The following is a 21,347-nucleotide window of genomic DNA, read 5'->3' on the forward strand; positions in this document are numbered from 1 at the left end:
ATGCGCTCCCTTGTCACGGCGCCGCTTGTGCGGCTGCCGCCTCATTCAACGCCCTTGCAGCCCTCTCCACCTCATCCGGCGTCGTGTAGCGGCCAAAGCCGATCCGCACCGATCCGCGCGCCTGAGCGTCCGTCAGCCCCAGCGCGCGCAGCACATGGCTAGGCCGCCCGGACCCGCTTGCGCAAGCGCTGCCGAGCGAAAAAGCAACATTGCGGCAATAAGACAACAGACGCGCGCCGTCGATTCCGTCACGCCGCAGGTTGAGATTGCCGGGGTAGCGGTGGGTGGCGCTGCCGTTGAGCGACCAGTCGGGAAGCAGGGTGCGGACGAGCGATGCGAGGCTTTCGACATGGGTGCGGTCGGCGTCCGCCCGCTCGCGCATCAGCCGGGCGGCAACGCCAAAGCCCGCGCACAGCGCCGGGGAAAGCGTGCCGGAGCGCAGCCCCGCTTCCTGCCCGCCGCCATGGAGGAGCGGTGCGGGCCGCACGCCATCGCGCAGCCAGAGCGCGCCCACCCCCTTTGGCCCGTGGATCTTGTGCGCGCTGATGGCGATCATGTCGCAGCCATCGGGCATGGGCACGCGGCCATAGCCCTGCACCGCGTCGCACAGGAACAGCGCGCCAGCCTCGCGCGCCAGTCTGGCAAGCGCCGCTGTCGGCTGGATCACGCCGATTTCGTTGTTGACCAGCATCGCGGCGACCAGCGCCACGCCGGGGCGAATGACGGCGCGGGCCGCGTCCATGTCCACAAGGCCGTCGCCATCGACCGGCAGGATCGTGACATCGCGCCCCTGCCGCCGCATCGCCTCTGCCGTATCGAGCACGGCGGCATGTTCGGTCGCGATGGTGACGATGCCGCCGGGCGGCGCACCCTGGATCGCGATGTTGAGCGCCTCGGTCGCGCCCGAGGTGAAGATCAGGCGGCCGCCGGGGGGCAGCAGGCGGGCAATCTCATCCCGCGCCACTTCGACCTGCGCGGCGGCGGCGCGGCCGGCGCGATGGGCGCTGTGCGGATTGGCGAACTGGTCGCGCAGCAGCGGGACCATGGCCTCGAACGCCTCGGGCGCGAGCGGCGTCGTCGCCTGATAATCGAGATAGATCATGACCGCGCCCGGTGCGCCATGGCGGTCCAGACGACAAGGAACCGGTCGACGTCGCCCTCGCTGGTCTGCGGGCCGAAGCTGACGCGGACCACTTCGCCGGCCTCTGCCTCGTCCCAGCCCATCGCGCCAAGGACATGGCTGGTCTTCAACGAGCCGGACGAACAGGCGCTGCCTGCGGACACAGAAATGCCCTGCATGTCGAACTGGATGAGCTGCGCGCGGGCCGACAGACCGGGCATGCGGTAGCTGGCGATGGTGGGGATGCGGGGCGCATCGCGCGCGACGATCGTGCCGCCCGCAGCTTCTATCCCGGCGTCAAGGCGTGCGCGCAAGGCGGCGGCGCGGGGCAGCCAGTTGCTTTGCGCGTCGAGGGCCGCGGCCATGGCGAGAATGGCGGGGAGATTTTCCGTGCCTGCGCGATAGCCCTGCTCCTGGCCGCCTGTTGCGTCGATCAGGGCGAGGTCGCGGATCAGCAGCGCACCGACGCCGGGGGGCCCCCCGAATTTATGCGCGCTGATCGCGATCATGTCGGCGTCGGGCAGCGACAGCTTGCCGGCGCTCTGGGCGCAGTCTGCGAAGAGAATCGCCTCGCCCCGCTCGATCCGGTCGAGCGGCTGGATCACGCCCGTCTCATTGTTGACATGCTGGATGGCGAGGATGGTCCCTCCTCCTTCGATCCGGGCGCAGACCCGGCCATCAGCGTCCACCGGCAGGCGATCCGCGCCCGCCGTCACGCGCAGCACGGCGTCATGCTCTACCGGCGAGGTCAGGATCCGGGCCGCCTTGGCGCGGGTGAGCGCGATGGCGATGGCTTCGCTCGCGCCCGACGTGAAGATGACAGGACCGTCCCACCCCAATGCGGCGGCGATGCGGGCGCGCGCATCCTCCAGCGCCGCGCGCGCGGCGCGGCCATCGGCATGGGGACTGGACGGGTTCGCCCAGGCGTCCAGCGCCGCGACCATGGCGGCGCGCGCCTGCGGCAGCATCGGGGTGGTGGCGGCGTGATCGAGATAAAGGCGGTCGGCGGCCAAGCGGCGTTACTCATTGATTGCGGAAATGGCGGCGGCTTCTATATAGGCGGTTTGCCGCGCCGCGCCAGCTTGGCCTGGCGTTTGCGCCGACCCTTTTCCCCGCTGTCCTGACCCTTGTCAAAGGAGCAGGCGGCCCAGAACGATAACAGGTGCCATGCCCGACGTCATTTTCCCCGGACCCGAAGGCCGTCTCGAAGGCCGTTTCAGCCCCCCGCCGCGCCCGCGCGCGCCGGTCGCGATGATCCTGCATCCCCATCCGCAGGGCGGCGGCACGATGAACGACCGGATCACCCAGGCGCTCTACAAGACATTCGTGAAGCGCGGCTTTGCCGTGCTGCGCTTCAACTTCCGTGGTGTTGGTCGCAGCCAGGGGACGTTCGACAATGGCGTAGGCGAATTGTCCGACGCGGCCGCCGCGCTCGACTGGGTGCAGAGCTTCCATCCCGAAGCGCAGACGACATGGATCGCCGGCTTTTCGTTCGGCGCGTGGATCGGGATGCAGTTGCTGATGCGCCGCCCGGAAATTCGGGGCTTCATCTCGGTCGCGCCGCCCGCTAACATGTATGATTTCTCGTTCCTGGCCCCCTGCCCGTCCAGCGGCATCATCGTGCAGGGCACGTCGGACGAAGTGGTGACGGCGAGCGCCGTACAGAAACTGGTCGACAAGCTGCGCACGCAAAAGGGCATCACCATCCATCATGACGAGATTCGCGGCGCCAATCACTTTTTCGAGCATGAGCTCGACCAGCTGATGAAGTCGGTCGACAATTATCTGGACATGCGCCTGTCGCCGGATTCGCCGATCCGCTGATCCGCCGGGCGAAGCCCGATACGCAAAAGGGCGCGATGGCCATGTGGCCGCCGCGCCCTTTTTGCTGCCCCGCGCTCCCCCCGAAGCGCCGGGCGCCAACGATCAGTTGGCCTTGCTCATGTCCACCTTTTCCACCCACTCGGGATAAAAGGTCGGCTCGCGGTTGGACCAGCCCGCGGCGGTCGCAGCGGCTTCGCTGATCGACTGAAGCAGTGTGCGGCGCTTGTCGGGGTGAAGGTGCGGCAGGCTGGCCGCCGCGCAGAAGGCGCCGGGAAGCCAGGGCCGCGATCCCGCGCCGAGCAGCCGTTCATACAGGAAGCGATAGGCCGAAAAGCTGCCGATACGATCCTGTCCGAGATCGAAGGCGGAAATCGTGACCAATGGGGCCATGAAGGGTTCAGCCTGTTCCAGGCCGCTGTCGTCAGGCACGCGCATCTTGATTTCGTCGAGACGCCCGTAGATGCGGGCTTGCGCCCGGATCGAGGCTTCCTCGACCAGGTCGCGCGACCATAGTTTCATCGCGTCGCGGCGACGAAGACCGATGTCAAGCGATCGACGGATATAGCGTTGCGTTGCAGACGGGAAACTCGCGAATTCGCGCAATTCCGCCAAGGTGACGGCGCCATCTGCTGGTCTTGCACTCGTGCCCATAGTCTTGCCCTCCGACTTGAAGTCGTACGACAGACTATGCGCCCTCCATGGTTACCGAAGGCTTAAGCGCCTATTCTGCCGCCGTTCATAAGGGATCAGATTTGGTTGTGCAGCGCAACATGAAAATCGGCGTTTGCGACAAATGGATGACGGTTGCGCCATTAGGGATCAGGCGACTGCGGCGACATCCTGCGTCAGCCAGGCAAAAGCCGTGTCCGCCCGGTCGAAAATTTGGAGATAGGACTGCGTCATTTCTCGTTGCACCTGCAGGCGCGCAAGCGCGCTGGCCGTGACGATGGCGATGCGTCGCGCCTGGGGGAAGCCGGCAAATTGGGTTCGGAACATGGCCAGAGCATTTTGCGGTTGAATGGCGCTTCGGCTCATATCCATCCGTAATAGATAGCCCGGATAGAATCCGTGACGGTCAAATTCGGTCCAGCAGGCGCGCGCGTAAGCCGCGACATCGTTCACGGTAAAATGGCGATGCCATGCCACGTCCATCAGGCGCAGGTCAGGACGAAACGTTAAGGCATAATGACAATCGGGCATTACGGCGAACTCCAGCTTCGCGCGTCAATGCCTTATAAATCTTAGCAAATGCCTTAAGCGTCGACCCGGCCCGCCAAAGCCGCGCCGATCATGCTGCGCCAGATCGCCACATCTCCGGCATTCGCCATTTGCGTATCAGGCTCTCGCAAGGTGTGGAGGATGGCATAGGCATCCTCCACATGATCGGGCCATGCCGCGTCGACCGCGCTCGACGCGTGGGCATCCTGCCCTTCGCCATTCAAGCTCAAATGGCGGCCAGCCAGAACCCGGGCAATCCGCTCCACGGCGGGCGTGCAGGATGTCGGCATCGAACGGGTCACTCCTCTCGTTATTTCTCTTGTCGTCGCATGATAGCATCAATATCCGCCACCGCCATCAATCCTCTTCGCGGTAGCCGGACGAGGGCACCGGATCGCCCTTGTCGCCCGAGCGCGCGGTCGAGGGCGGATCAGATGCATCCATCGAGTCCTTAAGCCCCTCGTCCAGCTTTTCGTCCGCGGTGATGATATGGTCCTGATGATCGGTTTCGCGATCGTCGCGCGCTTCCTCGCGGCTGTTGGGGCGAATGTCGGTCTTGTCGCTCATGTCACTCTCCTTCCGCGCGCCAATAGCGCGCTTTCACGGAGTCAACGATGGGTGGGAAGCGCGGTTCCGCTGTTGATCGTTCGACCAACATGCATCGCGGTTCGACCAGCTACCAGGGCATGGGGCGACAATTTGTGCCGAGAGCGATAGACAGGAACCATGACTTTGTTTCCCGAAGACGGCGACCGCGGCGTTTCCCCCGCGATCGCGCTCTATTCCATTCTGGGCTTCTGGCTGTTCTACACCATGCTGGTCAGCCTGCGCGCTGCGGTGGTAGGCTTTGAATCGCAGATGGAAATGGCCGCCCGCCGCATGGTGGTGGCGATCATCGGCATCATCATCACCTGGGTGCTCTATCTGGTGCTGCGCCGCTTCGATGCGCGGCCCCTGGCGCTGCGGATCGTCGCCGCCTTTTCGCTCGCCGCGCCCTTCGCGCTCGCGATGGCCGCGACCAACTATTATATGTTCAACGTCTATGACCCCACGATGTTCGCTGATGCCGAGATGCAGAAAAAGGCGGTCGAGGAAAATTATGCGCTGATCAGCATCGTCGAGGATGCGATCAGCCGCTTCTTCTTCCTGTCCGCATGGGCGGGCCTTTACCTTGCCCTTTCCTACGCCAGCGAAGCACGCCGGGTGGAGCGCCGCGCCGCCCGGCTCGAGCGCGCGGCGCAGCAGGCCGAATTGCGCTCGCTACGTTATCAGGTGAACCCGCATTTCCTGTTCAACACGCTCAATTCGCTCTCCTCGCTGGTGATGAAGGACCGGCGCGACGAGGCCGAGCAGATGATCATGTCGCTCAGCAATTTCTATCGCACCAGCCTGACCGGCGATCCGCTCGACGATGTGCCGCTGGCGGAGGAAGTGCATCTCCAGAAACTCTATCTGGATATTGAGGGGGTGCGTTTCCCCGACCGTCTGAAGACGGTGATCGACATTCCGCCGACGCTGCTGACCGCCTGCGTTCCGGGCCTGATCCTGCAACCGGTGGTCGAAAATGCCATCAAATATGGCGTGTCGCGCACATCCCGGCCCGTGGAGATCCGGATCACCGCACGCGAGGATGGCGACCTGATGCACATCAACGTCACCGACGATGGCCCCAATCCGCCCGGCGACGCGGACGGCGGCAACGGCATCGGCCTCGCCAATGTGCGCGACCGGCTGAGCGCCCGCTTTGGCGATAGCGGGCGGATCGTCTATGGTCCGCGCGAGGCGGGCGGCTTTGCCGTGCTGCTGACCCTTCCCATCCTTCGCAAGGGGTGCTGAACGCATCATGTCCATCCGCACGATGATCGTCGATGACGAACCGCTGGCGATCGAGCGGTTGCAGATGCTGTGCGCGCGCGAACCGCGCATCGCCCTGGTCGGCACCGCCAGCGATGGCGAGGCGGCGCTGCGCTTGATCGAGGGGTTGAAGCCCGACCTCGTCATGCTGGACATCGCCATGCCGTTGCTCGACGGCATCGGCGTCGCACGCGCGGTCGGACGTATGGGCATGCGCCCCGCGGTCATTTTCGTCACCGCGTTCGAAGGTTTCGCGGTCGAGGCGTTCGATCTGGCGGCGGTCGATTATATGCTGAAACCCGTTGCGCATGACCGTTTGTCGCGCGCTATCGACCGGGTGGAGGCGGCGCTGCGCAACCGCCTGCCCGAAGGCGAGGCGGCGGCCGAGCCGCAACCGGAATGGGCGGAGGAATTCTGGGTGCCGCACCGGTCCGAACTGATCCGCCTCGCCACCGACCAGATCGACCGGATCGAGGCGGAGCGCGATTATATGCGCCTGCATGTCGGGCAGCACAGCTATTTGCTGCACCAGACGATCAGTTCGCTGGAGGAAAGGCTGGACCCGCAGCAGTTCGTCCGCCTGCACCGGTCGCATATCGTGCGGCGCGACCATATCGCGCGGCTGCGCCATGACGGCAGCGGCGTGTGGTTCGCGGCGCTGGCGGACGGAGGCGAGATAAGGATCGGCCGCACCTTCCTGGCCAATGCACGGGCGATGACGGGACGCTGAGCCTCAGCGCGTTTCCAGCAGACGCGCGTCCGGACCCGGCAGCGCCGTGATCGCGACATTGGCGAACATGACAAGGCCTGCGATGATCATCAGCGCGCCGCGTTTGCGATCGCCCCTGCGCGCGATGGCGTAAATGCCGCCGCCCGTCAGCAACACGCCCGCAAGCATCAGGATGGAAAGAAGGGTGCCGGCCATGAAGCGATGCCATAAGCGGCAAGCTGGACTGTGGCAATTGCGGCCTTGTCCTCCTATGAGGCGCGCAGACCCGAATCACCCGCAGGTGAAGGACCGTTGCAGCCCATGAACATCGCCATCGCTTCCGATCATGCCGCCGTCGAATTGAAGGCGGAACTGGCGCAGTGGCTGCGCGCGGAAGGTCACCTGGTCGAGGACCTGGGGCCGGCGACCGCCGACCGGGTGGATTATCCCGATTATGGTTACAAGCTCGCGACAGCGGTCGCATCGGGCGCGGCCGACCGCGGCATCGCGCTGTGCGGATCGGGCATCGGCATCTCGATCGCGGTCAATCGCAACCCTGCCTGCCGGTGCGCGCTGGTCGGCGAGCCGCTGTCGGCCGCCCTTTCACGCGAGCATAATGACGCCAACGTCCTGGCCATGGGCGCGCGCCTGACCGGCGTGGACATGGCCAAGGCCTGCGTAACCGCATTCCTGACCACCGAATTTGGCGGCGGACGTCATGCCGGCCGCGTGGACAAACTCTCCCAGCCTGCGCTCTGAAAGGATCCTGCGATGAGCACCGACACCCTCTCCCCCCCCGCCCTGTCGGACATTCGTTCGGAAGGCTATTTCACCCGCAGCCTGGCGGACGCCGATCCCGCCGTGTTCGGCGGCGTGCAACAGGAATTGAAGCGCGAGCAGACGCAGATCGAGCTGATCGCGTCGGAAAACATCGTGTCAAAGGCGGTGCTGGAGGCGCAAGGCTCGGTCTTCACCAACAAATATGCCGAAGGCTATCCGGGTAAGCGCTATTATCAGGGCTGTGCCCCATCCGACGTGGTGGAACAGCTCGCCATCGACCGCGCCAAGGAATTGTTCGGCTGCAACTTCGTCAACGTCCAGCCCCATTCGGGGGCGCAGGCCAATGGCGGCGTGATGCTGGCGCTGGTGAAGCCGGGCGAAACGATCATGGGCCTTAGCCTGGACGCGGGCGGCCACCTGACCCACGGGTCCAAGCCCAGCATGTCGGGCAAGTGGTTCAACGCCGTCCAATATGGCGTGCGCGAAGACACGCATTTGATCGACTATGACGATGTCGAGCGGCAGGCGATCGAATGCCAGCCAAAGCTGATCATCGCGGGCGGCAGCGCCTATCCGCGCCAGATCGATTTCGCCCGTTTCCGCGCCATCGCGGACAAGGTCGGCGCGCTGTTCATGGTCGATATGGCGCATTTCGCAGGCCTGGTCGCCGGCGGCGCGCACCCGTCGCCCTTCGGCCATGCCCATGTCGTGACGACGACTACGCACAAGACGCTGCGCGGCCCGCGTGGCGGCATGATCCTGACCGATGACGAGGCGATCGCCAAGAAGATCAATTCGGCCATCTTCCCCGGCCTTCAGGGCGGCCCGCTGATGCATGTCATCGCCGCCAAGGCGGTGGCTTTCGGCGAAGCGCTGCGCCCCGAATTCAAGACCTATGCGCAGCAGATCGTCACCAATGCCAAGGCGCTGGCCGCGAAGCTGGAGCAGCGTGGGCTGGCGGTCATTTCCGGCGGCACTGACACGCATCTGGCGCTCATCGACCTGCGCCCCTACGGCATTTCGGGCAAGGACGCGGACGAGGCGCTGGAGCGCAGCTTCATCACCTGCAACAAGAATGGCGTGCCGGGCGACCCACTGCCGCCGACCAAGACCAGCGGCATCCGCGTGGGTTCACCCGCCGGGACTACGCGCGGCTTTGGCGTGGCGGAGTTCGAGGCGATTGGCGACATGATCGCCGACGTGCTGGAGGGGCTGCGCGATCATGGCGAAGAAGGCGACGCGAGCGTCGAGGCCAATGTCCGCGAGCGCGTTGCGGCGCTGTGCGCGCGCTTCGCCATCTACGAAGGATAAGCCCGCTTGCGCTGCCCCTTCTGTGCCCATGAAGACAGCCAGGTGAAGGACAGCCGGCCGACGGAGGATGGCGCCGCCATCCGCCGTCGCCGCCAGTGCGAGGCGTGCGGCGCACGCTTCACCACCTTCGAGCGCATCCAGTTGCGTGACATCTGGGTGGTGAAGAGCGAAGGCCGCAAGGAAGCGTTCGACCGGGACAAGCTGGCCCGGTCGGTCGGCATCGCCTGCCGCAAGCGGCCGATCGACCCGAGCCGGCTGGAAAAGCTGATTTCCGGCATCCAGCGCCAGCTTGAAACCAGCGGCGACGGCGAAGTCCCCGCGCGCGCGATCGGCGAAATGGTGATGGAAGGGCTGAAACGCCTCGACAGCGTCGCCTATATCCGCTTCGCCAGCGTCTACAAGGACTTCACAGACGCCAAGGATTTCGAGGAGTTTGCAGGGACGGTGAAGGAGGTCGGGCGTGAGTGACATGGCTCGGCACCTCACTTCGTTCGGCCTGAGCGAAGTCGAAGGCCTCGACCGAGCGAAGCGAGGTCACTAACCCGGCATGGCCTTCTACAGCTACATTCTTCGCTGCGCCGACGGTTCATACTATACCGGCCACACCGACGACCTTGAAGCTCGCTTCGCCGCCCATCAATCCGGCGCGATCAAGGGCTATACATCCAGGCGCCTGCCCGTCGAACTGATGTGGTCTGCCGCGTTCGCCACCCGTGCCGAAGCCATGGAAAGCGAATTGCAGATCAAGGGCTGGTCTCGCGAGAAGAAGGAGGCGCTGATCGCTGAAGATTGGGCCAAGTTGAAGCAAGCCGCAATATCACATACTTCGCCTCCGCTCAGTGACGCCCTTCGACTTCGCTCAGGGCGAACGGAAGGTGAGGCGGCGGCTAATATCGAGACTATGCCCACGCCAACTCCCGTCATCGTCCTCGTCCGCCCGCAACTCGGCGAGAATATCGGCAAGGCGGCGCGGGCCATGCTGAATTTCGGGTTGACCGAGATGCGGCTGGTCAGCCCGCGCGACGGCTGGCCCAATCCCGATGCCGGGCCGGCGGCGGCGGGCGCGGACGTCGTGCTGGACGGCGCGCAGGTCTATGAGACGCTGGCCGATGCGGTCGCGGATTGCTCGCATGTCTATGCGACCACCGTGCGCAAGCGCGGCGTCACCAAGCCCGTGGTCACGCCGGACGAAGCGGCGCGCGAAATCCATGGTGTGACGGGTCGCAGCGCCTATGTGTTCGGTCCCGAACGATCGGGCCTGGAAACCGACGATGTCGCGCTGGCGCGCAAGATTCTGACCGTGCCAATCAACCCGGAGTTCGGATCGTTGAACCTGGCGCAGGCGGTGATCCTGTGCGCCTATGAATGGTCGAAGCAGGCCGCACTGACGCAGCCCACCGTCACGGACCTGGGCGAACCCGCGCCGCAGGACGAACTGGAAGGGATGATTGGCCAGTTCGAGACGCTGCTGGAACATGCCGGCTATTTCTTCCCGCCCGATCGCGCGCCCGCGACCAAGCGGACGCTGCGCAACCTGCTGACCAAGCCGGGCTGGAATCATCTGGAAGTGCGGACATTGCGCGGCGTCCTGTCCGCGCTTGGCAAACCGCGCGCGCGCTGACCCGCCCCTATATGCCGCCGGGGTGCACCGGCCAGCCGCCCTGCTCCAGCGCGTCGCTCAGGGCGGATACGCAAGCGTCCAGCCGCGCCTGATCGGTCGAGCGCACCACGAAATTCGCGCCAGTCCGGCCTTCGCGAAAAAAAGGATAGCTGCCGATCTGGCACCCCTCATGCGCCCGTTCGGTCTTGCCCAGCAGGTCGGCGACTTCGCTTTCGGCGACCCAGCAGCCGATCGTCGTCGCCAGCAGCGGGCTGCCTCCCTCCAGCGTGCCCGTCAGCGCTTCGAGCATGCCCGCGGTGATCGAAGGCACGCCGGCCATGATGAAGATATTGCCATGCCTGATGCCCGGCGCGCCCGACATGCGGTTTTCGATCAGGCTCGCCCCATCGGGCACGCGCGCCATGCGCAGCCGCGCGTCGGTGAGGCCACCGCGCGTTTCATAATAAAGTTCGAGCACCGCGCGCGCCTTGGGATGAATGACGACACCGACGCCCAACGCCGCCGCGATGGCATCGACAGTGATGTCGTCATGCGTGGGGCCGATGCCCCCGGTGGTGAACAGATAGTCATTGCGCGCGCGCAGGATGTTGACCGCTTCGACAATGGCGGGCTGATCGTCGGCGACGACGCGCACCTCGGCCAGCCTGATGCCCTGAACATTGAGCCATGTGGCGATCTGCGCCACATTCCTGTCCTGGGTACGCCCCGACAAAATTTCATCGCCGATGACGATCAGGGCGGCGGTCCAGGTGCGGTTGGGATCAGGCATGGCGCGGTCATAGCCGTGCCCGCGCGCCCTGCCTAGACGCCCCTCGCATTATGGCGTTCGAGCGCCTATAATCGTCCCATGACCGACTATATGACGATGACGGCCGATGCGCCTGTGACCCGATCGACCGCGATCAAGCTGCATGACGAATCCGGCTTTGCCGGCATGCGCAAGGCCGGGCGGCTGGCAGCCGAAATACTCGATGCGCTGGTGCCCCATGTCGTGCCCGGCGTCACCACCGGCGAGCTGGATGATATCGTCCGCCGCATGACGCTGGAAGGCGGCGGCGTGCCGGCGACGCTGGGCTATCGTGGCTATACGCATAGCTGCTGTATCAGCCTGAACAATGTCATCTGCCACGGCATTCCGGGCGATACGAAGATCAAGGACGGTGACATCCTCAACATCGACGTCACGCCGCAGGTCGATGGCTGGCATGGCGATACCAGCCGCATGTATATTGCCGGCGACGCACCAATCAAGGCGCGCCGGCTGGTCGAGATCACCTATGAATGCCTGATGCTGGGGATCGAGCAGGCGAAGCCTGGTAATCATCTGGGCGACATCGGCCATGCGATCCAGCGCTTTGCCGAAAAGCACCGCTATGGCGTGGTGCGTGATTTTTGCGGCCATGGCCTGGGCCGTGTGTTCCACGACAGCCCGGAGGTCGTGCATATCGGCCGCCCCGGCACCGGCCCCGAATTGCGCCCCGGCATGTTCTTCACCATCGAACCGATGATCAACATCGGCAAGCCCGACGTGCGCATGCTGGATGATGGCTGGACCGCGGTGACGCGCGACCGCAGCCTGTCGGCGCAATTCGAACATAGTATCGGCATCACCGAAACCGGGTGCGAGATTTTCACGCAAAGCCCGGCCGGTCTGAACTGCCCGCCCTATCGGTGATCGCCAGCTGCCCGTTTATTGGGCAGCACGACAGGATATTGCCCGGATTGTGGGCAATATGGACAAAGATTGCTGCATCGCCGAAAGCAGTCCTAGCGATTCGCCAGTTGGCACGGTAATTGATAGCGATGAGGGACGGACACCAGCCTTGCGGGGGCATGGGATCGTCGCTTGAGGAGAGGCATGGGGCACCGCCCGCATGTCAGAGCGCGTCACGGGTTGGGACTATTTGCGATGAAGAAGATCGAGGCGATCATCAAGCCGTTCAAGTTGGACGAGGTGAAGGAAGCGCTGCACGAGGTGGGCGTGTCGGGCATCACCGTCACCGAAGCCAAGGGATTTGGGCGGCAAAAGGGGCATACCGAACTGTATCGCGGCGCGGAATATGTGGTCGATTTCCTGCCCAAGGTGAAACTGGAAGTGGTGGTCGACGATTCGGTCGCCGATCGCGTGGTCGAAGCGATTTCCGCCGCGGCCCAGACCGGTCGCATCGGCGACGGCAAGATCTTCATTTCCAACATCGAAGGCGCGGTGCGCATCCGTACCGGCGAGCGCGACAGCGACGCGATCTAATATTGCGGCCGGTCCCGGCGCGGGCCGGCCGGCCAGGCATCAACAAACCCCTTCGGGGGGGTTTTTCTGAAAGAAGGGCAAGCGCATATGGCCAACACGCCAAAAGACATCCTGAAGATGATCGAGGAACAGGAGATCGAATGGGTCGATGTCCGCTTCACCGATCCCAAGGGCAAGTGGCAGCACCTGACCATGGTGTCGAGCGTGCTTGGCGAGGATGAACTGACCGACGGCCTGATGTTCGACGGTTCGTCGATCGAGGGTTGGAAGGCGATCAACGAATCTGACATGATCCTCAAGCCCGACCTGGACGCTGTCTATGTCGACCCGTTCAGCGCGACGCCCATGCTGATCATCTTCTGCGACATTGTCGAGCCGGACACCGGTGAGTTGTACAGCCGCGATCCTCGTTCGACCGCCAAGCGCGCCGAAGCCTTCGTCAAATCCGCCGGGTTCGGCGACACGGTCTATGTCGGGCCGGAAGCCGAATTCTTCATGTTCGACGATGTGCGTTTCGAAAATGATTACTCGCAAAGCTATTTCAAGATCGACGACATCGAATTGCCGACCAACACCGGCAAGGAATATGAGGGCGGCAATCTGGGCCACCGTCCGCGCGCCAAGGGCGGCTATTTCCCCGTCGCGCCGGTCGATCCGTGCACCGACATCCGCGCCGAAATGGTCAGCACCATGCTGGAAATGGGCCTGCCCTGCGACAAGCACCACCATGAAGTCGCCGCCGCGCAGCACGAACTGGGCCTGACCTTCGGCACGCTGGTCCAGACCGCCGACCGCATGCAGATCTACAAGTACGTCGTCCAGATGGTCGCACAGGCCTATGGCAAGACCGCAACCTTCATGCCCAAGCCGATCGCGCAGGACAATGGCAGCGGCATGCACACGCATATGTCGATCTGGGAAGGCGGCAAGCCGCTGTTCGCGGGCGACGGCTATGCGGGCCTGAGCGAGACCTGCCTCTATTTCATCGGCGGTGTCATCAAGCATGCCAAGGCGCTCAATGCTTTCACCAACCCGACCACCAACAGCTACAAGCGCCTGGTGCCGGGCTTCGAAGCGCCGGTGCTGCTCGCCTATTCGGCGCGCAACCGTTCGGCCTCCTGCCGTATTCCCTATGGCGCGGGCGCCAAGGCTAAGCGCGTGGAGTTCCGCTTCCCCGACGCGATGGCGAACCCGTATCTGTGCTACGCCGCGCTGCTGATGGCGGGCCTCGACGGCATTGAGAACAAAATCCATCCGGGCGCCGCGATGGACAAGAATCTCTATGACCTGCCGCCAGAAGAGTTGAGCCAAGTGCCAACCGTCTGCGCATCGCTGCGCGAGGCGCTGACCAGCCTGGAAGCCGATTACGAATTCCTGCTCAAGGGCGACGTCTTCACCAAGGATCAGATCGAAGCCTATATCGAACTGAAGTGGCCCGAAGTCTATCGTTGGGAAATGGCCCCGTCGCCGGTCGAATTCGACATGTATTACAGCGCCTGATCCTTTCCCAGGCGTTGTGAAGAGAAGCCCGGCCGCGCGAGCGGTCGGGCTTTTTTGCGATCGGGTGGTTGTCCAACCGGGGCGGCCGTCTCACATCGGCGCGATGAACCCGCTCGCACCGCTCGACCTTGCCGTCCCCGTCATCCAAGCGCCGATGGCGGGCGTCTCCTCGCCCGAAATGGCCGCCGCGGTCAGCAACGCCGGCGCATTGGGCTCGATTGCGGTGGGCGCGGTCGACGCAGACCAGGCTCGGGCGATGATCGCCGCTGTCGCCGCACGCACCGATCGCCCCTTCAACGTCAACCTGTTCGTCCACCAGCCGGCAAAGCCGCGCCCCGATGTAGAGGCGCAATGGATCGCAGCAATGGCGCCGCTGTTCGCCCGCTTCGATGCCAGGCCGCCCTCGCACCTTCGCGAAATCTATCACAGTTTCGCCGAGGACGACGCAATGCTGGCCATGCTGGTCGAGGCCCGGCCGGCGGTCGTCAGCTTTCATTTCGGCCTGCCGGACAATCGACGCATCGCCCGGCTGAAATCGGCCGGCTGCCTCCTTGCCGCCAGCGTGACGAATGTAGCCGAGGCAGAGGCGGCGCGACGCGCCGGCATCGACCTGCTGGTGGCGCAAGGCTATGAGGCCGGCGGGCATCGCGGCATGTTCGACCCCACGCTGCCTGATGGGCGATTGGGCACGCTGGCGCTGACCCGATTGCTGGTCGCGCGGTCCGGCCTTCCGGTCATCGCGGCGGGCGGGATCATGGACGGGCGCGGCGTCCGAGCGGCGCTGGACCTGGGCGCCGTAGCAGCGCAGATGGGCACGGCCTTCATCGCCTGCCCCGAAAGCCAGGCCGACGCTGCCTATCGTGCGGCGCTCTTTAGCGATGTCGCCCATGATACGGTTATGACCCGCGCCTTGTCCGGCCGACCCGCGCGCTGCCTGCGCAACGCCTTTGTCGATTGGGGCGAAGGGGTGGCGAACGCGCCGCCCGACTATCCGATCGCCTATGATGCGGGCAAGGCGCTGCACCAGGCGGCCAAGGTCCATGGCGAAACCGGCTTTGGCGCGCAATGGGCGGGACAGGGGGCGCCATTGGCGCGATCCATGCCGGTCGCAGAGCTGATAGCGACGATCGCGGCGGAAATGGGCGCAGCTTAACCCGGTATCACCGCCCCGAACAGCAGGGTCGGTTCGCCGGCGGGCGAAAGCACGATCTGGCCGCCAGCCTCCATCACCAGCTGGCGCACCATCCAGGCGGCGGCGGTGCGGGACGCAAGCCCTTCGATCGGCAGCGTGCCGGCCAATGCGGCGCGCAGGTCGGGGTCAAGCACCAGCTTTGGCCCTTCGGCACGCACGACGATTTCGGTGACGCCGGGCCGCGTTTCCGCGCCGATGTCGAGCTGCCCACCGCGCACCAGCGCGTCGCCCGCGATCAACGCCAGGTTGAGGAGGATCTTGGCCGCCAGCTTGCCGAGCATCTGTTCATCGACCATCCAGCCGACCTTGACCCGGCCGGCGCCCGCGAACATGCCCTCGATCGCGACCTTGGCTTCATGCGGCGGAACCGCCTCGCCAAAGCCGCCGGCCGATCCAAAGGCCAGGCGGAAGAATTTCAGCTTGTTCGCCGATGTCCGCGCGCTGTCCCCCAACAGATCCAGGCAGCGCTCGCGCATCGCCGGATCGGTTTCGTCCGCCATCAGTTCCAGCCCGTTGTTGAGCGCGCCGACCGGGCTCAGCAGGTCGTGGCACAGGCGCGAACAGAGAAGGCTGGCAAATTCGATGCTGTCGGTCGGGTTGGTCATGCGGATGCGGATCGCCAATGCTTATAAGGGGGACTGTTCGGCTAATGCGCCGCCCCGCCCCCCGATGCAACCCCGACTCGCCGCCTTTCCGTCACCTTATGTCGAGCATCGCTTCGGCAAATCGCACCGCGCCGCCCTCGCCCAGCCCGGCGATCCACAACCGCGCCACGTCACCCGCGACGATCAGCCAGAGCGTGCCATCGGGCGCAGCGCACGCGGCATCGGTCGCCGATGGGACAGCCACCCCGGATGGGTGTGAGTGATAATGGCCGATGACGGCCGGACCTGCGTCCCGCGCGGCGCGATGGGCGGCGATCAGCACGGCCGGATCCAGTTCGAAGTGCCGGGACGGATCGGGCGCGACATTGGAGGCCGGGCGGACCGCATCGATGCGGCCCGCAGCGCCCAGCAGCATTCCGCACACCTCGTTATGATCGGCCGCGCACAAGGCCCTGATTTGCGCCAGCACGCCCCTTGCTATCTCGACCTTCATGCCTATCTCCCTAGCCAATGGTCCTGGGGGATTCCATCATCGAAGCGACAATCGGCCCGGCGCAGCATGGACTGCGGCTGGATCGCGCCCTGGCGGACCTGTTGCCGGACCTGTCGCGCGAGCGGCTGAAAACGCTGATTGGCGATGGCCAGGTGCTTTCGGCGCCGGTCGGCAAGATCAGTGGGTCGATGAAGGTGGCTGAGGGCCAGCGCTTCACCATCACCCTACCACCGCCCGTGCCACTCGACACGGTGGCGCAGGATATCCCGCTGACCATCGTGCATGAGGACGCCGACCTGCTGGTGGTCGACAAGCCCGCGGGCCTAGTCGTCCATCCCGCCGCTGGCAATCTGGACGGCACATTGGTCAATGCGCTGCTGCATCATTGCGCGGGGCAATTGTCGGGCATTGGCGGCGTCGCGCGGCCGGGGATCGTCCATCGCATCGACAAGGATACGTCGGGGCTGCTGGTGGTGGCCAAGACGGACAGGGCGCATGAAGGGCTCGCGCGCCAGTTCAAGGATCACAGCATCGAACGGGCCTATGCGGCGATCACCTATGGCATCCCCGTTCCATCGGCCGGCACCGTCGATAGCTGGATCGGCCGGTCGGACGCTGATCGAAAGAAGATGGCGGTTCATCGGGAAGGACGCGGCAAACATGCCGTGACTCATTATCGCACGCTGGACAGGCTGCGTGGCGCGGCGCTGGTGGAATGTCGGCTGGAAACCGGCCGCACCCATCAGGTCCGCGTCCATATGGCACATATCGGGCACCCCTTGATTGGCGACCCGGTTTACGGTAGAGAAAGAAAAGGTTTCAAATCAATACTGGAAACGCTGGGTTTCAGAAGGCAGGCATTGCACGCCAGAATGTTGGGGTTCATACATCCGGTAACGGACGAACCGCTTATGTTCGAAAGTGCACTTCCTGCCGATATGCAGGAACTGTTAAGCGCGCTTCACGTATAGGTTTCGACAAGTTTGCGACGGCGCCTGTGACGCCTCTTCTGGTCCCGCCGCGCATGAAAGGGAAAGGTGACGACATGGCCAAGAGCAATGTCCCCGCGGTTCCGGCGCTGGGCGGTGAAGCCAGCCTCAACCGCTATCTATCGGAAATTCGCAAATTTCCGCTGTTGACGCCCGAGCAGGAATATATGCTCGCAAAGCGCTATCAGGAACATCAGGATCCTGAGGCTGCGGCGCAGCTTGTAACCTCGCACCTGCGGCTGGTGGCCAAGATCGCCATGGGCTATCGCGGCTATGGCCTGCCGGTCAGCGAGCTGATCAGCGAAGGCAATATCGGCCTGATGCAGGGCGTGAAGAAGTTCGAGGCCGATCGCGGCTTCCGCCTGGCGACCTACGCCATGTGGTGGATCCGCGCGTCGATCCAGGAATTCATCCTGCGGTCGTGGAGCCTGGTGAAAATGGGCACGACCGCCGCGCAGAAGAAGCTGTTTTTCAATCTGCGCCGGATGAAGAACAATATCGAAGCGTTCGAGGATGGCGACCTGCGCCCCGAGGATGTCACGAAGATCGCGACCGATCTTGGCGTCAGCGAGGATGATGTCATTTCCATGAATCGTCGCATGGCGATGGGCGGCGACACGTCGCTCAACGTGCCAATGCGTGAGGATGGCGAGGGCCAGTGGCAGGATTGGCTGGCCGACACCGATCCGTTGCAGGACGAGCGTGTCGCCGACGAGCAGGAAAAGGTGCAGCGTCACGACATGCTGGTCGAGGCGATGGATGACCTTAACGACCGCGAAAAGCATATCCTGGCCGAACGCCGGCTGGCGGAAGAGCCCAAGACGCTGGAGGAACTGAGCCAGGTCTATGGCGTCAGCCGCGAGCGCGTCCGCCAGATCGAGGTGCGGGCGTTCGAAAAGCTGCAAAAGGCGATGATGCGGATCGCCGGCGGGCGGCTGGACAAGCTGGCGCGGTTGGCGACGGCCTGATCGAACCAAGATCTTACCAGAAAGGCCCCGGAGCGATCCGGGGCTTTTTTTGCGCCCGTTTAAGCCCCTCCTTCGCTCCTGCCGCCCGATGCGGCGATGATGCTGGCGCAAACAGATGGCGCCGACCATCCGGTTGCGCCATTCTGCCGCCCTCATGAATCACGGGAGCATTGCAATGGCCCTGGACCTTACGCTCTACACCAATCCCATGTCGCGTGGGCAGATCGCCCGCTGGATGCTGGAGGAGGTCGGCGAAGCCTATGACACCATCCTCCTCGGTTACGACGACGGCAGCATGAAGGCCGCCGATTATCGCGCGATCAATCCGATGGGCAAGGTTCCCGCGATTGTGCATGGCGGGCGGGTCGTCACGGAATGTGCGGCCATTTGCGCCTATCTGGCTGACGCCTTCCCCGACGCCGGCTTAGCGCCGCCGCTGGACGCGCGCGACGCCTATTATCGCTGGCTGTTCTTTGCCGCCGGGCCGGTGGAGGCCGCTGTCACGAACAAGGCCCTGGGCTTCGTCGTGCCGGAAGGACGAGAGAAGATGGCAGGATATGGCAGCTTCGACGACGCGATCGACGCATTGGAAATGGCGGTGTCGGGTGATGCATGGATTTGCGGCGAGCAATTCACCGCCGCCGACGTCTATGTAGGGGCGCAAGTGGACTGGGGCCTCGCCTTCGAGTCGATCCCGTCCCGCCCTGCATTCGAAGCCTATGCCAGCCGGTTGCGGGAACGCCCCGCCTATCAGCGGCAGAAGGGGATCGACAACGCCCTGATCGCGGAGATGCAGAAGGAAGGGTGATACCCCCTGTCGTCCCACAACGAAAAAGGCCCGGCGGGATCGTCCCGCCGGGCCTTCCTGTTTGATTGAAATGTGCGATCAGTCGCGGCTGCCGCCCATGAAGCGCAGCAGGAACAGGAACATGTTGATGAAGTCGAGATAGAGGTTCAGCGCCCCCATGATGACCGACTTGCCCATCATGTCGGTGCCGGCGACATGCGCGTAGATGCTCTTGATCTTCTGCGTGTCATAGGCAGTGAGGCCCGCGAACAGCAGCACGCCCAGGAAGCTGATCACCAGATCCATCGCGCTGGAGCGCAGGAACAGGTTGATGAGGCTGGCGACCAGCAGGCCGACAACGCCCATGATCAGGAACGTGCCGAAACCCGACAAGTCCTTCTTGGTCGTATAGCCCCACAGGCTGAGGCCCGCAAATGCGGCGGCGGTCGCGAAGAAGGTCTGTGCGATCGACGTTCCGGTATAGACCAGGAAGATTGACGAGAGCGACAGGCCCATCACGGCGGCATAGACCCAGTAAAGCGCCTGGGCCGTCGCCGTCGAGAGCCGGTTGATGCCGAAGCTCAGCACCATCACGAAGGCCAGCGGGGCGAACATGATGATATATTTGAGGATGCCCGGCCCGGCGAGCACCTGATAGGCAAGACCGCTCGACGCGAACAGCAGAGCGACGATGCCGGTCAGCAACACGCCGCTCGCCATATAATTATAGACCGAGAGCATATAGCGGCGCAGCCCGGCGTCGAACGCCTCGCCGCGTGCGGCAGTGGCGTTGCCAAAACCCGCAACGCCGGATCGGGGGTCGGACCAGTTGGCCATGAAATTCATCTCCTTTGCCGGCGTTCGTCGCCGGTCCCTTCATTATCGGCCCTAATGGCGGCGACTTCAAGCCAAACCGGAACGGATATGGCACATTGGGCGCGCAGGGCTATAGTCCGCCGATGCATCGTCTGTTTATCGCCATCCGTCCGCCCGCAGCGATACGGGCCCGCTTATTGTCGTTGGCCGGCGGGGTGGAGGCGGCGCGGTGGCAGGATGACGAGCAACTGCACCTGACTTTGCGCTTCATAGGAGAGGTGGACCGGCATCGGGCCAATGACCTGGCCGATCTGCTCGGCGCTATCCGTTTCACGCCCTTCGATGTGCGGATCGAGGGGGTGGGCAGTTTCGACCGCAGGGGCGTTGTCGATACGTTATGGGCTGGCGTGCAGCCCCGCGAACCGCTGGCGCAACTCCATCGCAAGGTCGATCGCGCCTGCGTCCGCGCGGGGCTTGCGCCGGAGGGACGCGCCTATCTGCCGCATATAACATTGGCCCGGTTCGGGCGGAGAGGCGCAATGGTCGATGGCTTCCTGGCCGTTCATGCCGGACTGTCGACGCCCGCCTTCCGTATCGATGGCTTCACCCTGTTCGAAAGCCGCCTGGGACATAATGGCGCGCGCTACCATGCGGTGGCGGATTATCGTGGCGATGGCGGGGATATATGCCCCGCCATCTGAAGATGTGAACGCCGCTCAGCCGGCCTTCAGCACGCCGCAGGCCACGCGGCCGCCGGCGTTGCCGGCCGGATCGCTCATATTGTCATCGGCTTTCGCGTGAATGACCACCGCCGCGCCATCGCTGTCCAGCAACGGCATGGAGCCGGTCGAAATCAGGCCGCCGGGCACGACATATTCCAGTTCGCCCATGCCGTCCGACCCCGCCATCATATTGGGCATGTCACCCATATGCTTGCCGGCCGGGTTGTCCGCGCCATGCTGGCGGTTGGTCGGGTTCCAATGGCCACCGGCGCTGGTGAAGTCGGGCGGGGTGCACATACCGGTCGTGTGGATATGGACGGCGTGCATGCCCGGCGTCAGCCCCTGCGCCTTGACCAGGACATGCAGCCCGTCGGCCGCTTCGGTCACAGTCGCGGTGCCGCGCGCGCTGCCGTCGCCGGCCATGAGCTTGGTACTGGCCATCGGCGCTTCGGCCGGCATGGCAGCGTCCGTGCCGGTGGTGGCGCAGGCGGACAGGGCGGCGCCCAGCGGCAGGACGAGCATGACAGGCAGGATTTTCATGAGCAAATCTCCAAGGGCAGAAGGCAAATCTCATAGCCGAACGCGGCAGG

The 21,347-nt window shown here is 64.4% G+C and carries 27 protein-coding genes; 15 read left to right on the top strand and 12 right to left on the bottom strand.

The annotated features are described in order from the left end of the window. Positions 1–13: 13 nt before the first annotated feature. A complete protein-coding gene (locus B2V90_RS03425; protein ID WP_293919675.1) occupies positions 14–1,102 on the bottom strand; it encodes a cysteine desulfurase family protein in 1,089 nt (362 codons plus the stop codon). Further along, positions 1,099–2,133 carry a cysteine desulfurase family protein gene (locus B2V90_RS03430; RefSeq protein ID WP_228220283.1) on the bottom strand — a complete coding sequence of 345 codons (1,035 nt, stop codon included), beginning with the start codon at positions 2,131–2,133 and terminating at the stop codon, positions 1,099–1,101. Before B2V90_RS03430 ends, B2V90_RS03425 begins: the two co-directional genes overlap by 4 nt. Positions 2,134–2,287: 154 nt before the next feature. On the opposite strand from B2V90_RS03430, the gene B2V90_RS03435 reads away from it, so the two are divergent. Beyond that, a complete protein-coding gene (locus B2V90_RS03435) occupies positions 2,288–2,944 on the top strand; it encodes an alpha/beta hydrolase (RefSeq protein ID WP_009821471.1) in 657 nt (218 codons plus the stop codon). Between the two features lie 102 nt (positions 2,945–3,046). Here the strand turns inward: B2V90_RS03435 and B2V90_RS03440 are convergent, their stop codons facing one another. The 4 genes from B2V90_RS03440 to B2V90_RS03455 all read right to left on the bottom strand — a co-directional run bounded on the left by B2V90_RS03440 (position 3,047) and on the right by B2V90_RS03455 (position 4,729). Then, complete coding sequence (locus B2V90_RS03440) at positions 3,047–3,595, bottom strand: hypothetical protein (RefSeq protein WP_228220284.1); 549 nt, start codon at positions 3,593–3,595, stop codon at positions 3,047–3,049. Positions 3,596–3,763: 168 nt separating this feature from the next. Next, positions 3,764–4,144, bottom strand: coding sequence for an STAS/SEC14 domain-containing protein (locus tag B2V90_RS03445; RefSeq protein ID WP_293919676.1), 381 nt, complete (start codon positions 4,142–4,144; stop codon positions 3,764–3,766). 53 nt (positions 4,145–4,197) lie between these two features. Beyond that, positions 4,198–4,452 (bottom strand): hypothetical protein, encoded by a 255-nt coding sequence (locus B2V90_RS03450; protein ID WP_228220286.1) that lies wholly within the window; start codon positions 4,450–4,452, stop codon positions 4,198–4,200. Positions 4,453–4,519: 67 nt separating this feature from the next. Then, a complete protein-coding gene (locus B2V90_RS03455; RefSeq protein WP_228220287.1) occupies positions 4,520–4,729 on the bottom strand; it encodes a hypothetical protein in 210 nt (69 codons plus the stop codon). 159 nt (positions 4,730–4,888) lie between these two features. Between B2V90_RS03455 and B2V90_RS03460 the strand changes: the two genes are divergently transcribed. Both B2V90_RS03460 and B2V90_RS03465 read left to right on the top strand, forming a co-directional pair. Beyond that, entirely contained in the window at positions 4,889–5,998 is a 1,110-nt protein-coding gene (locus tag B2V90_RS03460; RefSeq protein WP_228220288.1) for a sensor histidine kinase, read from the top strand. Between the two features lie 7 nt (positions 5,999–6,005). Further along, positions 6,006–6,746 carry a LytR/AlgR family response regulator transcription factor gene (locus B2V90_RS03465; protein WP_009821464.1) on the top strand — a complete coding sequence of 247 codons (741 nt, stop codon included), beginning with the start codon at positions 6,006–6,008 and terminating at the stop codon, positions 6,744–6,746. Positions 6,747–6,749: 3 nt separating this feature from the next. Here B2V90_RS03465 and B2V90_RS03470 read toward each other — a convergent pair whose 3' ends face one another. Continuing rightward, entirely contained in the window at positions 6,750–6,941 is a 192-nt protein-coding gene (locus B2V90_RS03470) for a hypothetical protein (RefSeq protein WP_228220289.1), read from the bottom strand. A 105-nt stretch (positions 6,942–7,046) separates the two neighbouring features. Between B2V90_RS03470 and rpiB the strand changes: the two genes are divergently transcribed. The 4 genes from rpiB (at position 7,047) to B2V90_RS03490 (ending at position 10,437) form a co-directional block, all read left to right on the top strand. Continuing rightward, a complete protein-coding gene (gene rpiB, locus B2V90_RS03475) occupies positions 7,047–7,484 on the top strand; it encodes a ribose 5-phosphate isomerase B (RefSeq protein ID WP_228220290.1) in 438 nt (145 codons plus the stop codon). 12 nt (positions 7,485–7,496) lie between these two features. Further along, entirely contained in the window at positions 7,497–8,816 is a 1,320-nt protein-coding gene (gene glyA / locus B2V90_RS03480) for a serine hydroxymethyltransferase (RefSeq protein WP_228220291.1), read from the top strand. A gap of 6 nt (positions 8,817–8,822) precedes the next feature. Further along, positions 8,823–9,284, top strand: coding sequence for a transcriptional regulator NrdR (gene nrdR / locus B2V90_RS03485; RefSeq protein WP_228220292.1), 462 nt, complete (start codon positions 8,823–8,825; stop codon positions 9,282–9,284). Positions 9,285–9,363: 79 nt separating this feature from the next. Next, positions 9,364–10,437: a TrmJ/YjtD family RNA methyltransferase gene (locus B2V90_RS03490; RefSeq protein WP_228220293.1), complete on the top strand. Its 1,074-nt coding sequence runs from the start codon at positions 9,364–9,366 to the stop codon at positions 10,435–10,437. Between the two features lie 7 nt (positions 10,438–10,444). Here B2V90_RS03490 and B2V90_RS03495 read toward each other — a convergent pair whose 3' ends face one another. Beyond that, complete coding sequence (locus tag B2V90_RS03495) at positions 10,445–11,206, bottom strand: competence/damage-inducible protein A (RefSeq protein ID WP_228220294.1); 762 nt, start codon at positions 11,204–11,206, stop codon at positions 10,445–10,447. A 78-nt stretch (positions 11,207–11,284) separates the two neighbouring features. Here B2V90_RS03495 and map point away from each other — a divergent pair, with 78 nt between their 5' ends. From map to B2V90_RS03515, 4 genes are all read left to right on the top strand, one after another. Then, positions 11,285–12,112, top strand: coding sequence for a type I methionyl aminopeptidase (map, locus tag B2V90_RS03500; protein WP_228220295.1), 828 nt, complete (start codon positions 11,285–11,287; stop codon positions 12,110–12,112). A 234-nt stretch (positions 12,113–12,346) separates the two neighbouring features. Then, a complete protein-coding gene (locus B2V90_RS03505; protein ID WP_009821456.1) occupies positions 12,347–12,685 on the top strand; it encodes a P-II family nitrogen regulator in 339 nt (112 codons plus the stop codon). A gap of 87 nt (positions 12,686–12,772) precedes the next feature. After that, on the top strand, positions 12,773–14,185 hold the full coding sequence (gene glnA / locus B2V90_RS03510) for a type I glutamate--ammonia ligase (RefSeq protein WP_228220296.1): 1,413 nt from the start codon (positions 12,773–12,775) through the stop codon (positions 14,183–14,185). A gap of 103 nt (positions 14,186–14,288) precedes the next feature. Continuing rightward, a complete protein-coding gene (locus B2V90_RS03515) occupies positions 14,289–15,338 on the top strand; it encodes an NAD(P)H-dependent flavin oxidoreductase (protein ID WP_228220553.1) in 1,050 nt (349 codons plus the stop codon). On the opposite strand, the gene B2V90_RS03520 is transcribed toward B2V90_RS03515, so the two are convergent. Next, positions 15,335–15,982 carry a histidine phosphotransferase family protein gene (locus tag B2V90_RS03520; RefSeq protein WP_031299033.1) on the bottom strand — a complete coding sequence of 216 codons (648 nt, stop codon included), beginning with the start codon at positions 15,980–15,982 and terminating at the stop codon, positions 15,335–15,337. The two genes, B2V90_RS03515 and B2V90_RS03520, sit on opposite strands and share 4 nt — an antisense overlap. A 91-nt stretch (positions 15,983–16,073) precedes the next feature. After that, positions 16,074–16,475, bottom strand: a complete 402-nt coding sequence (locus B2V90_RS03525; RefSeq protein WP_228220297.1) for a M67 family metallopeptidase — start codon at positions 16,473–16,475, stop codon at positions 16,074–16,076. A gap of 17 nt (positions 16,476–16,492) precedes the next feature. Between B2V90_RS03525 and B2V90_RS03530 the strand changes: the two genes are divergently transcribed. The 3 genes from B2V90_RS03530 to B2V90_RS03540 all read left to right on the top strand — a co-directional run bounded on the left by B2V90_RS03530 (position 16,493) and on the right by B2V90_RS03540 (position 19,240). Next, positions 16,493–17,446, top strand: coding sequence for an RluA family pseudouridine synthase (locus B2V90_RS03530; protein WP_228220298.1), 954 nt, complete (start codon positions 16,493–16,495; stop codon positions 17,444–17,446). 74 nt (positions 17,447–17,520) lie between these two features. Beyond that, complete coding sequence (gene rpoH / locus B2V90_RS03535; protein WP_037542168.1) at positions 17,521–18,432, top strand: RNA polymerase sigma factor RpoH; 912 nt, start codon at positions 17,521–17,523, stop codon at positions 18,430–18,432. A 175-nt stretch (positions 18,433–18,607) separates the two neighbouring features. Next, a complete protein-coding gene (locus B2V90_RS03540) occupies positions 18,608–19,240 on the top strand; it encodes a glutathione S-transferase family protein (protein WP_228220299.1) in 633 nt (210 codons plus the stop codon). A 78-nt stretch (positions 19,241–19,318) separates the two neighbouring features. Here B2V90_RS03540 and B2V90_RS03545 read toward each other — a convergent pair whose 3' ends face one another. Then, positions 19,319–20,056, bottom strand: a complete 738-nt coding sequence (locus B2V90_RS03545) for a Bax inhibitor-1/YccA family protein (protein WP_037542641.1) — start codon at positions 20,054–20,056, stop codon at positions 19,319–19,321. A gap of 122 nt (positions 20,057–20,178) precedes the next feature. On the opposite strand from B2V90_RS03545, the gene thpR reads away from it, so the two are divergent. Continuing rightward, entirely contained in the window at positions 20,179–20,736 is a 558-nt protein-coding gene (gene thpR, locus B2V90_RS03550) for an RNA 2',3'-cyclic phosphodiesterase (RefSeq protein ID WP_228220300.1), read from the top strand. Positions 20,737–20,751: 15 nt separating this feature from the next. Here thpR and B2V90_RS03555 read toward each other — a convergent pair whose 3' ends face one another. Continuing rightward, positions 20,752–21,297, bottom strand: coding sequence for a superoxide dismutase family protein (locus tag B2V90_RS03555; protein WP_228220301.1), 546 nt, complete (start codon positions 21,295–21,297; stop codon positions 20,752–20,754). Positions 21,298–21,347: the final 50 nt, after the last annotated feature.

Source organism: Sphingobium sp. UBA5915 (genome assembly GCF_002431195.1).
In the GTDB taxonomy this organism is placed as follows: Bacteria; Pseudomonadota; Alphaproteobacteria; order Sphingomonadales; family Sphingomonadaceae; genus Sphingobium; species Sphingobium soli.

Bases quoted from the DNA above. Each gene is read 5' to 3' on its own strand.
- B2V90_RS03425 (WP_293919675.1), bottom strand. From the start codon at position 1,102: ATGATCTATCTCGATTATCAGGCGACGACGCCGCTCGCGCCCGAGGCG.
- B2V90_RS03435 (WP_009821471.1), top strand. From the start codon at position 2,288: ATGCCCGACGTCATTTTCCCCGGACCCGAAGGCCGTCTCGAAGGCCGT.
- B2V90_RS03440 (WP_228220284.1), bottom strand. From the start codon at position 3,595: ATGGGCACGAGTGCAAGACCAGCAGATGGCGCCGTCACCTTGGCGGAA.
- B2V90_RS03445 (WP_293919676.1), bottom strand. From the start codon at position 4,144: ATGCCCGATTGTCATTATGCCTTAACGTTTCGTCCTGACCTGCGCCTG.
- B2V90_RS03450 (WP_228220286.1), bottom strand. From the start codon at position 4,452: ATGCCGACATCCTGCACGCCCGCCGTGGAGCGGATTGCCCGGGTTCTG.
- B2V90_RS03455 (WP_228220287.1), bottom strand. From the start codon at position 4,729: ATGAGCGACAAGACCGACATTCGCCCCAACAGCCGCGAGGAAGCGCGC.
- B2V90_RS03460 (WP_228220288.1), top strand. From the start codon at position 4,889: ATGACTTTGTTTCCCGAAGACGGCGACCGCGGCGTTTCCCCCGCGATC.
- B2V90_RS03465 (WP_009821464.1), top strand. From the start codon at position 6,006: ATGTCCATCCGCACGATGATCGTCGATGACGAACCGCTGGCGATCGAG.
- B2V90_RS03470 (WP_228220289.1), bottom strand. From the start codon at position 6,941: ATGGCCGGCACCCTTCTTTCCATCCTGATGCTTGCGGGCGTGTTGCTG.
- rpiB (WP_228220290.1), top strand. From the start codon at position 7,047: ATGAACATCGCCATCGCTTCCGATCATGCCGCCGTCGAATTGAAGGCG.
- glyA (WP_228220291.1), top strand. From the start codon at position 7,497: ATGAGCACCGACACCCTCTCCCCCCCCGCCCTGTCGGACATTCGTTCG.
- B2V90_RS03490 (WP_228220293.1), top strand. From the start codon at position 9,364: ATGGCCTTCTACAGCTACATTCTTCGCTGCGCCGACGGTTCATACTAT.
- B2V90_RS03495 (WP_228220294.1), bottom strand. From the start codon at position 11,206: ATGCCTGATCCCAACCGCACCTGGACCGCCGCCCTGATCGTCATCGGC.
- map (WP_228220295.1), top strand. From the start codon at position 11,285: ATGACCGACTATATGACGATGACGGCCGATGCGCCTGTGACCCGATCG.
- B2V90_RS03505 (WP_009821456.1), top strand. From the start codon at position 12,347: ATGAAGAAGATCGAGGCGATCATCAAGCCGTTCAAGTTGGACGAGGTG.
- glnA (WP_228220296.1), top strand. From the start codon at position 12,773: ATGGCCAACACGCCAAAAGACATCCTGAAGATGATCGAGGAACAGGAG.
- B2V90_RS03515 (WP_228220553.1), top strand. From the start codon at position 14,289: ATGAACCCGCTCGCACCGCTCGACCTTGCCGTCCCCGTCATCCAAGCG.
- B2V90_RS03520 (WP_031299033.1), bottom strand. From the start codon at position 15,982: ATGACCAACCCGACCGACAGCATCGAATTTGCCAGCCTTCTCTGTTCG.
- B2V90_RS03525 (WP_228220297.1), bottom strand. From the start codon at position 16,475: ATGAAGGTCGAGATAGCAAGGGGCGTGCTGGCGCAAATCAGGGCCTTG.
- B2V90_RS03530 (WP_228220298.1), top strand. From the start codon at position 16,493: ATGGTCCTGGGGGATTCCATCATCGAAGCGACAATCGGCCCGGCGCAG.
- rpoH (WP_037542168.1), top strand. From the start codon at position 17,521: ATGGCCAAGAGCAATGTCCCCGCGGTTCCGGCGCTGGGCGGTGAAGCC.
- B2V90_RS03540 (WP_228220299.1), top strand. From the start codon at position 18,608: ATGGCCCTGGACCTTACGCTCTACACCAATCCCATGTCGCGTGGGCAG.
- B2V90_RS03545 (WP_037542641.1), bottom strand. From the start codon at position 20,056: ATGGCCAACTGGTCCGACCCCCGATCCGGCGTTGCGGGTTTTGGCAAC.
- thpR (WP_228220300.1), top strand. From the start codon at position 20,179: ATGCATCGTCTGTTTATCGCCATCCGTCCGCCCGCAGCGATACGGGCC.
- B2V90_RS03555 (WP_228220301.1), bottom strand. From the start codon at position 21,297: ATGAAAATCCTGCCTGTCATGCTCGTCCTGCCGCTGGGCGCCGCCCTG.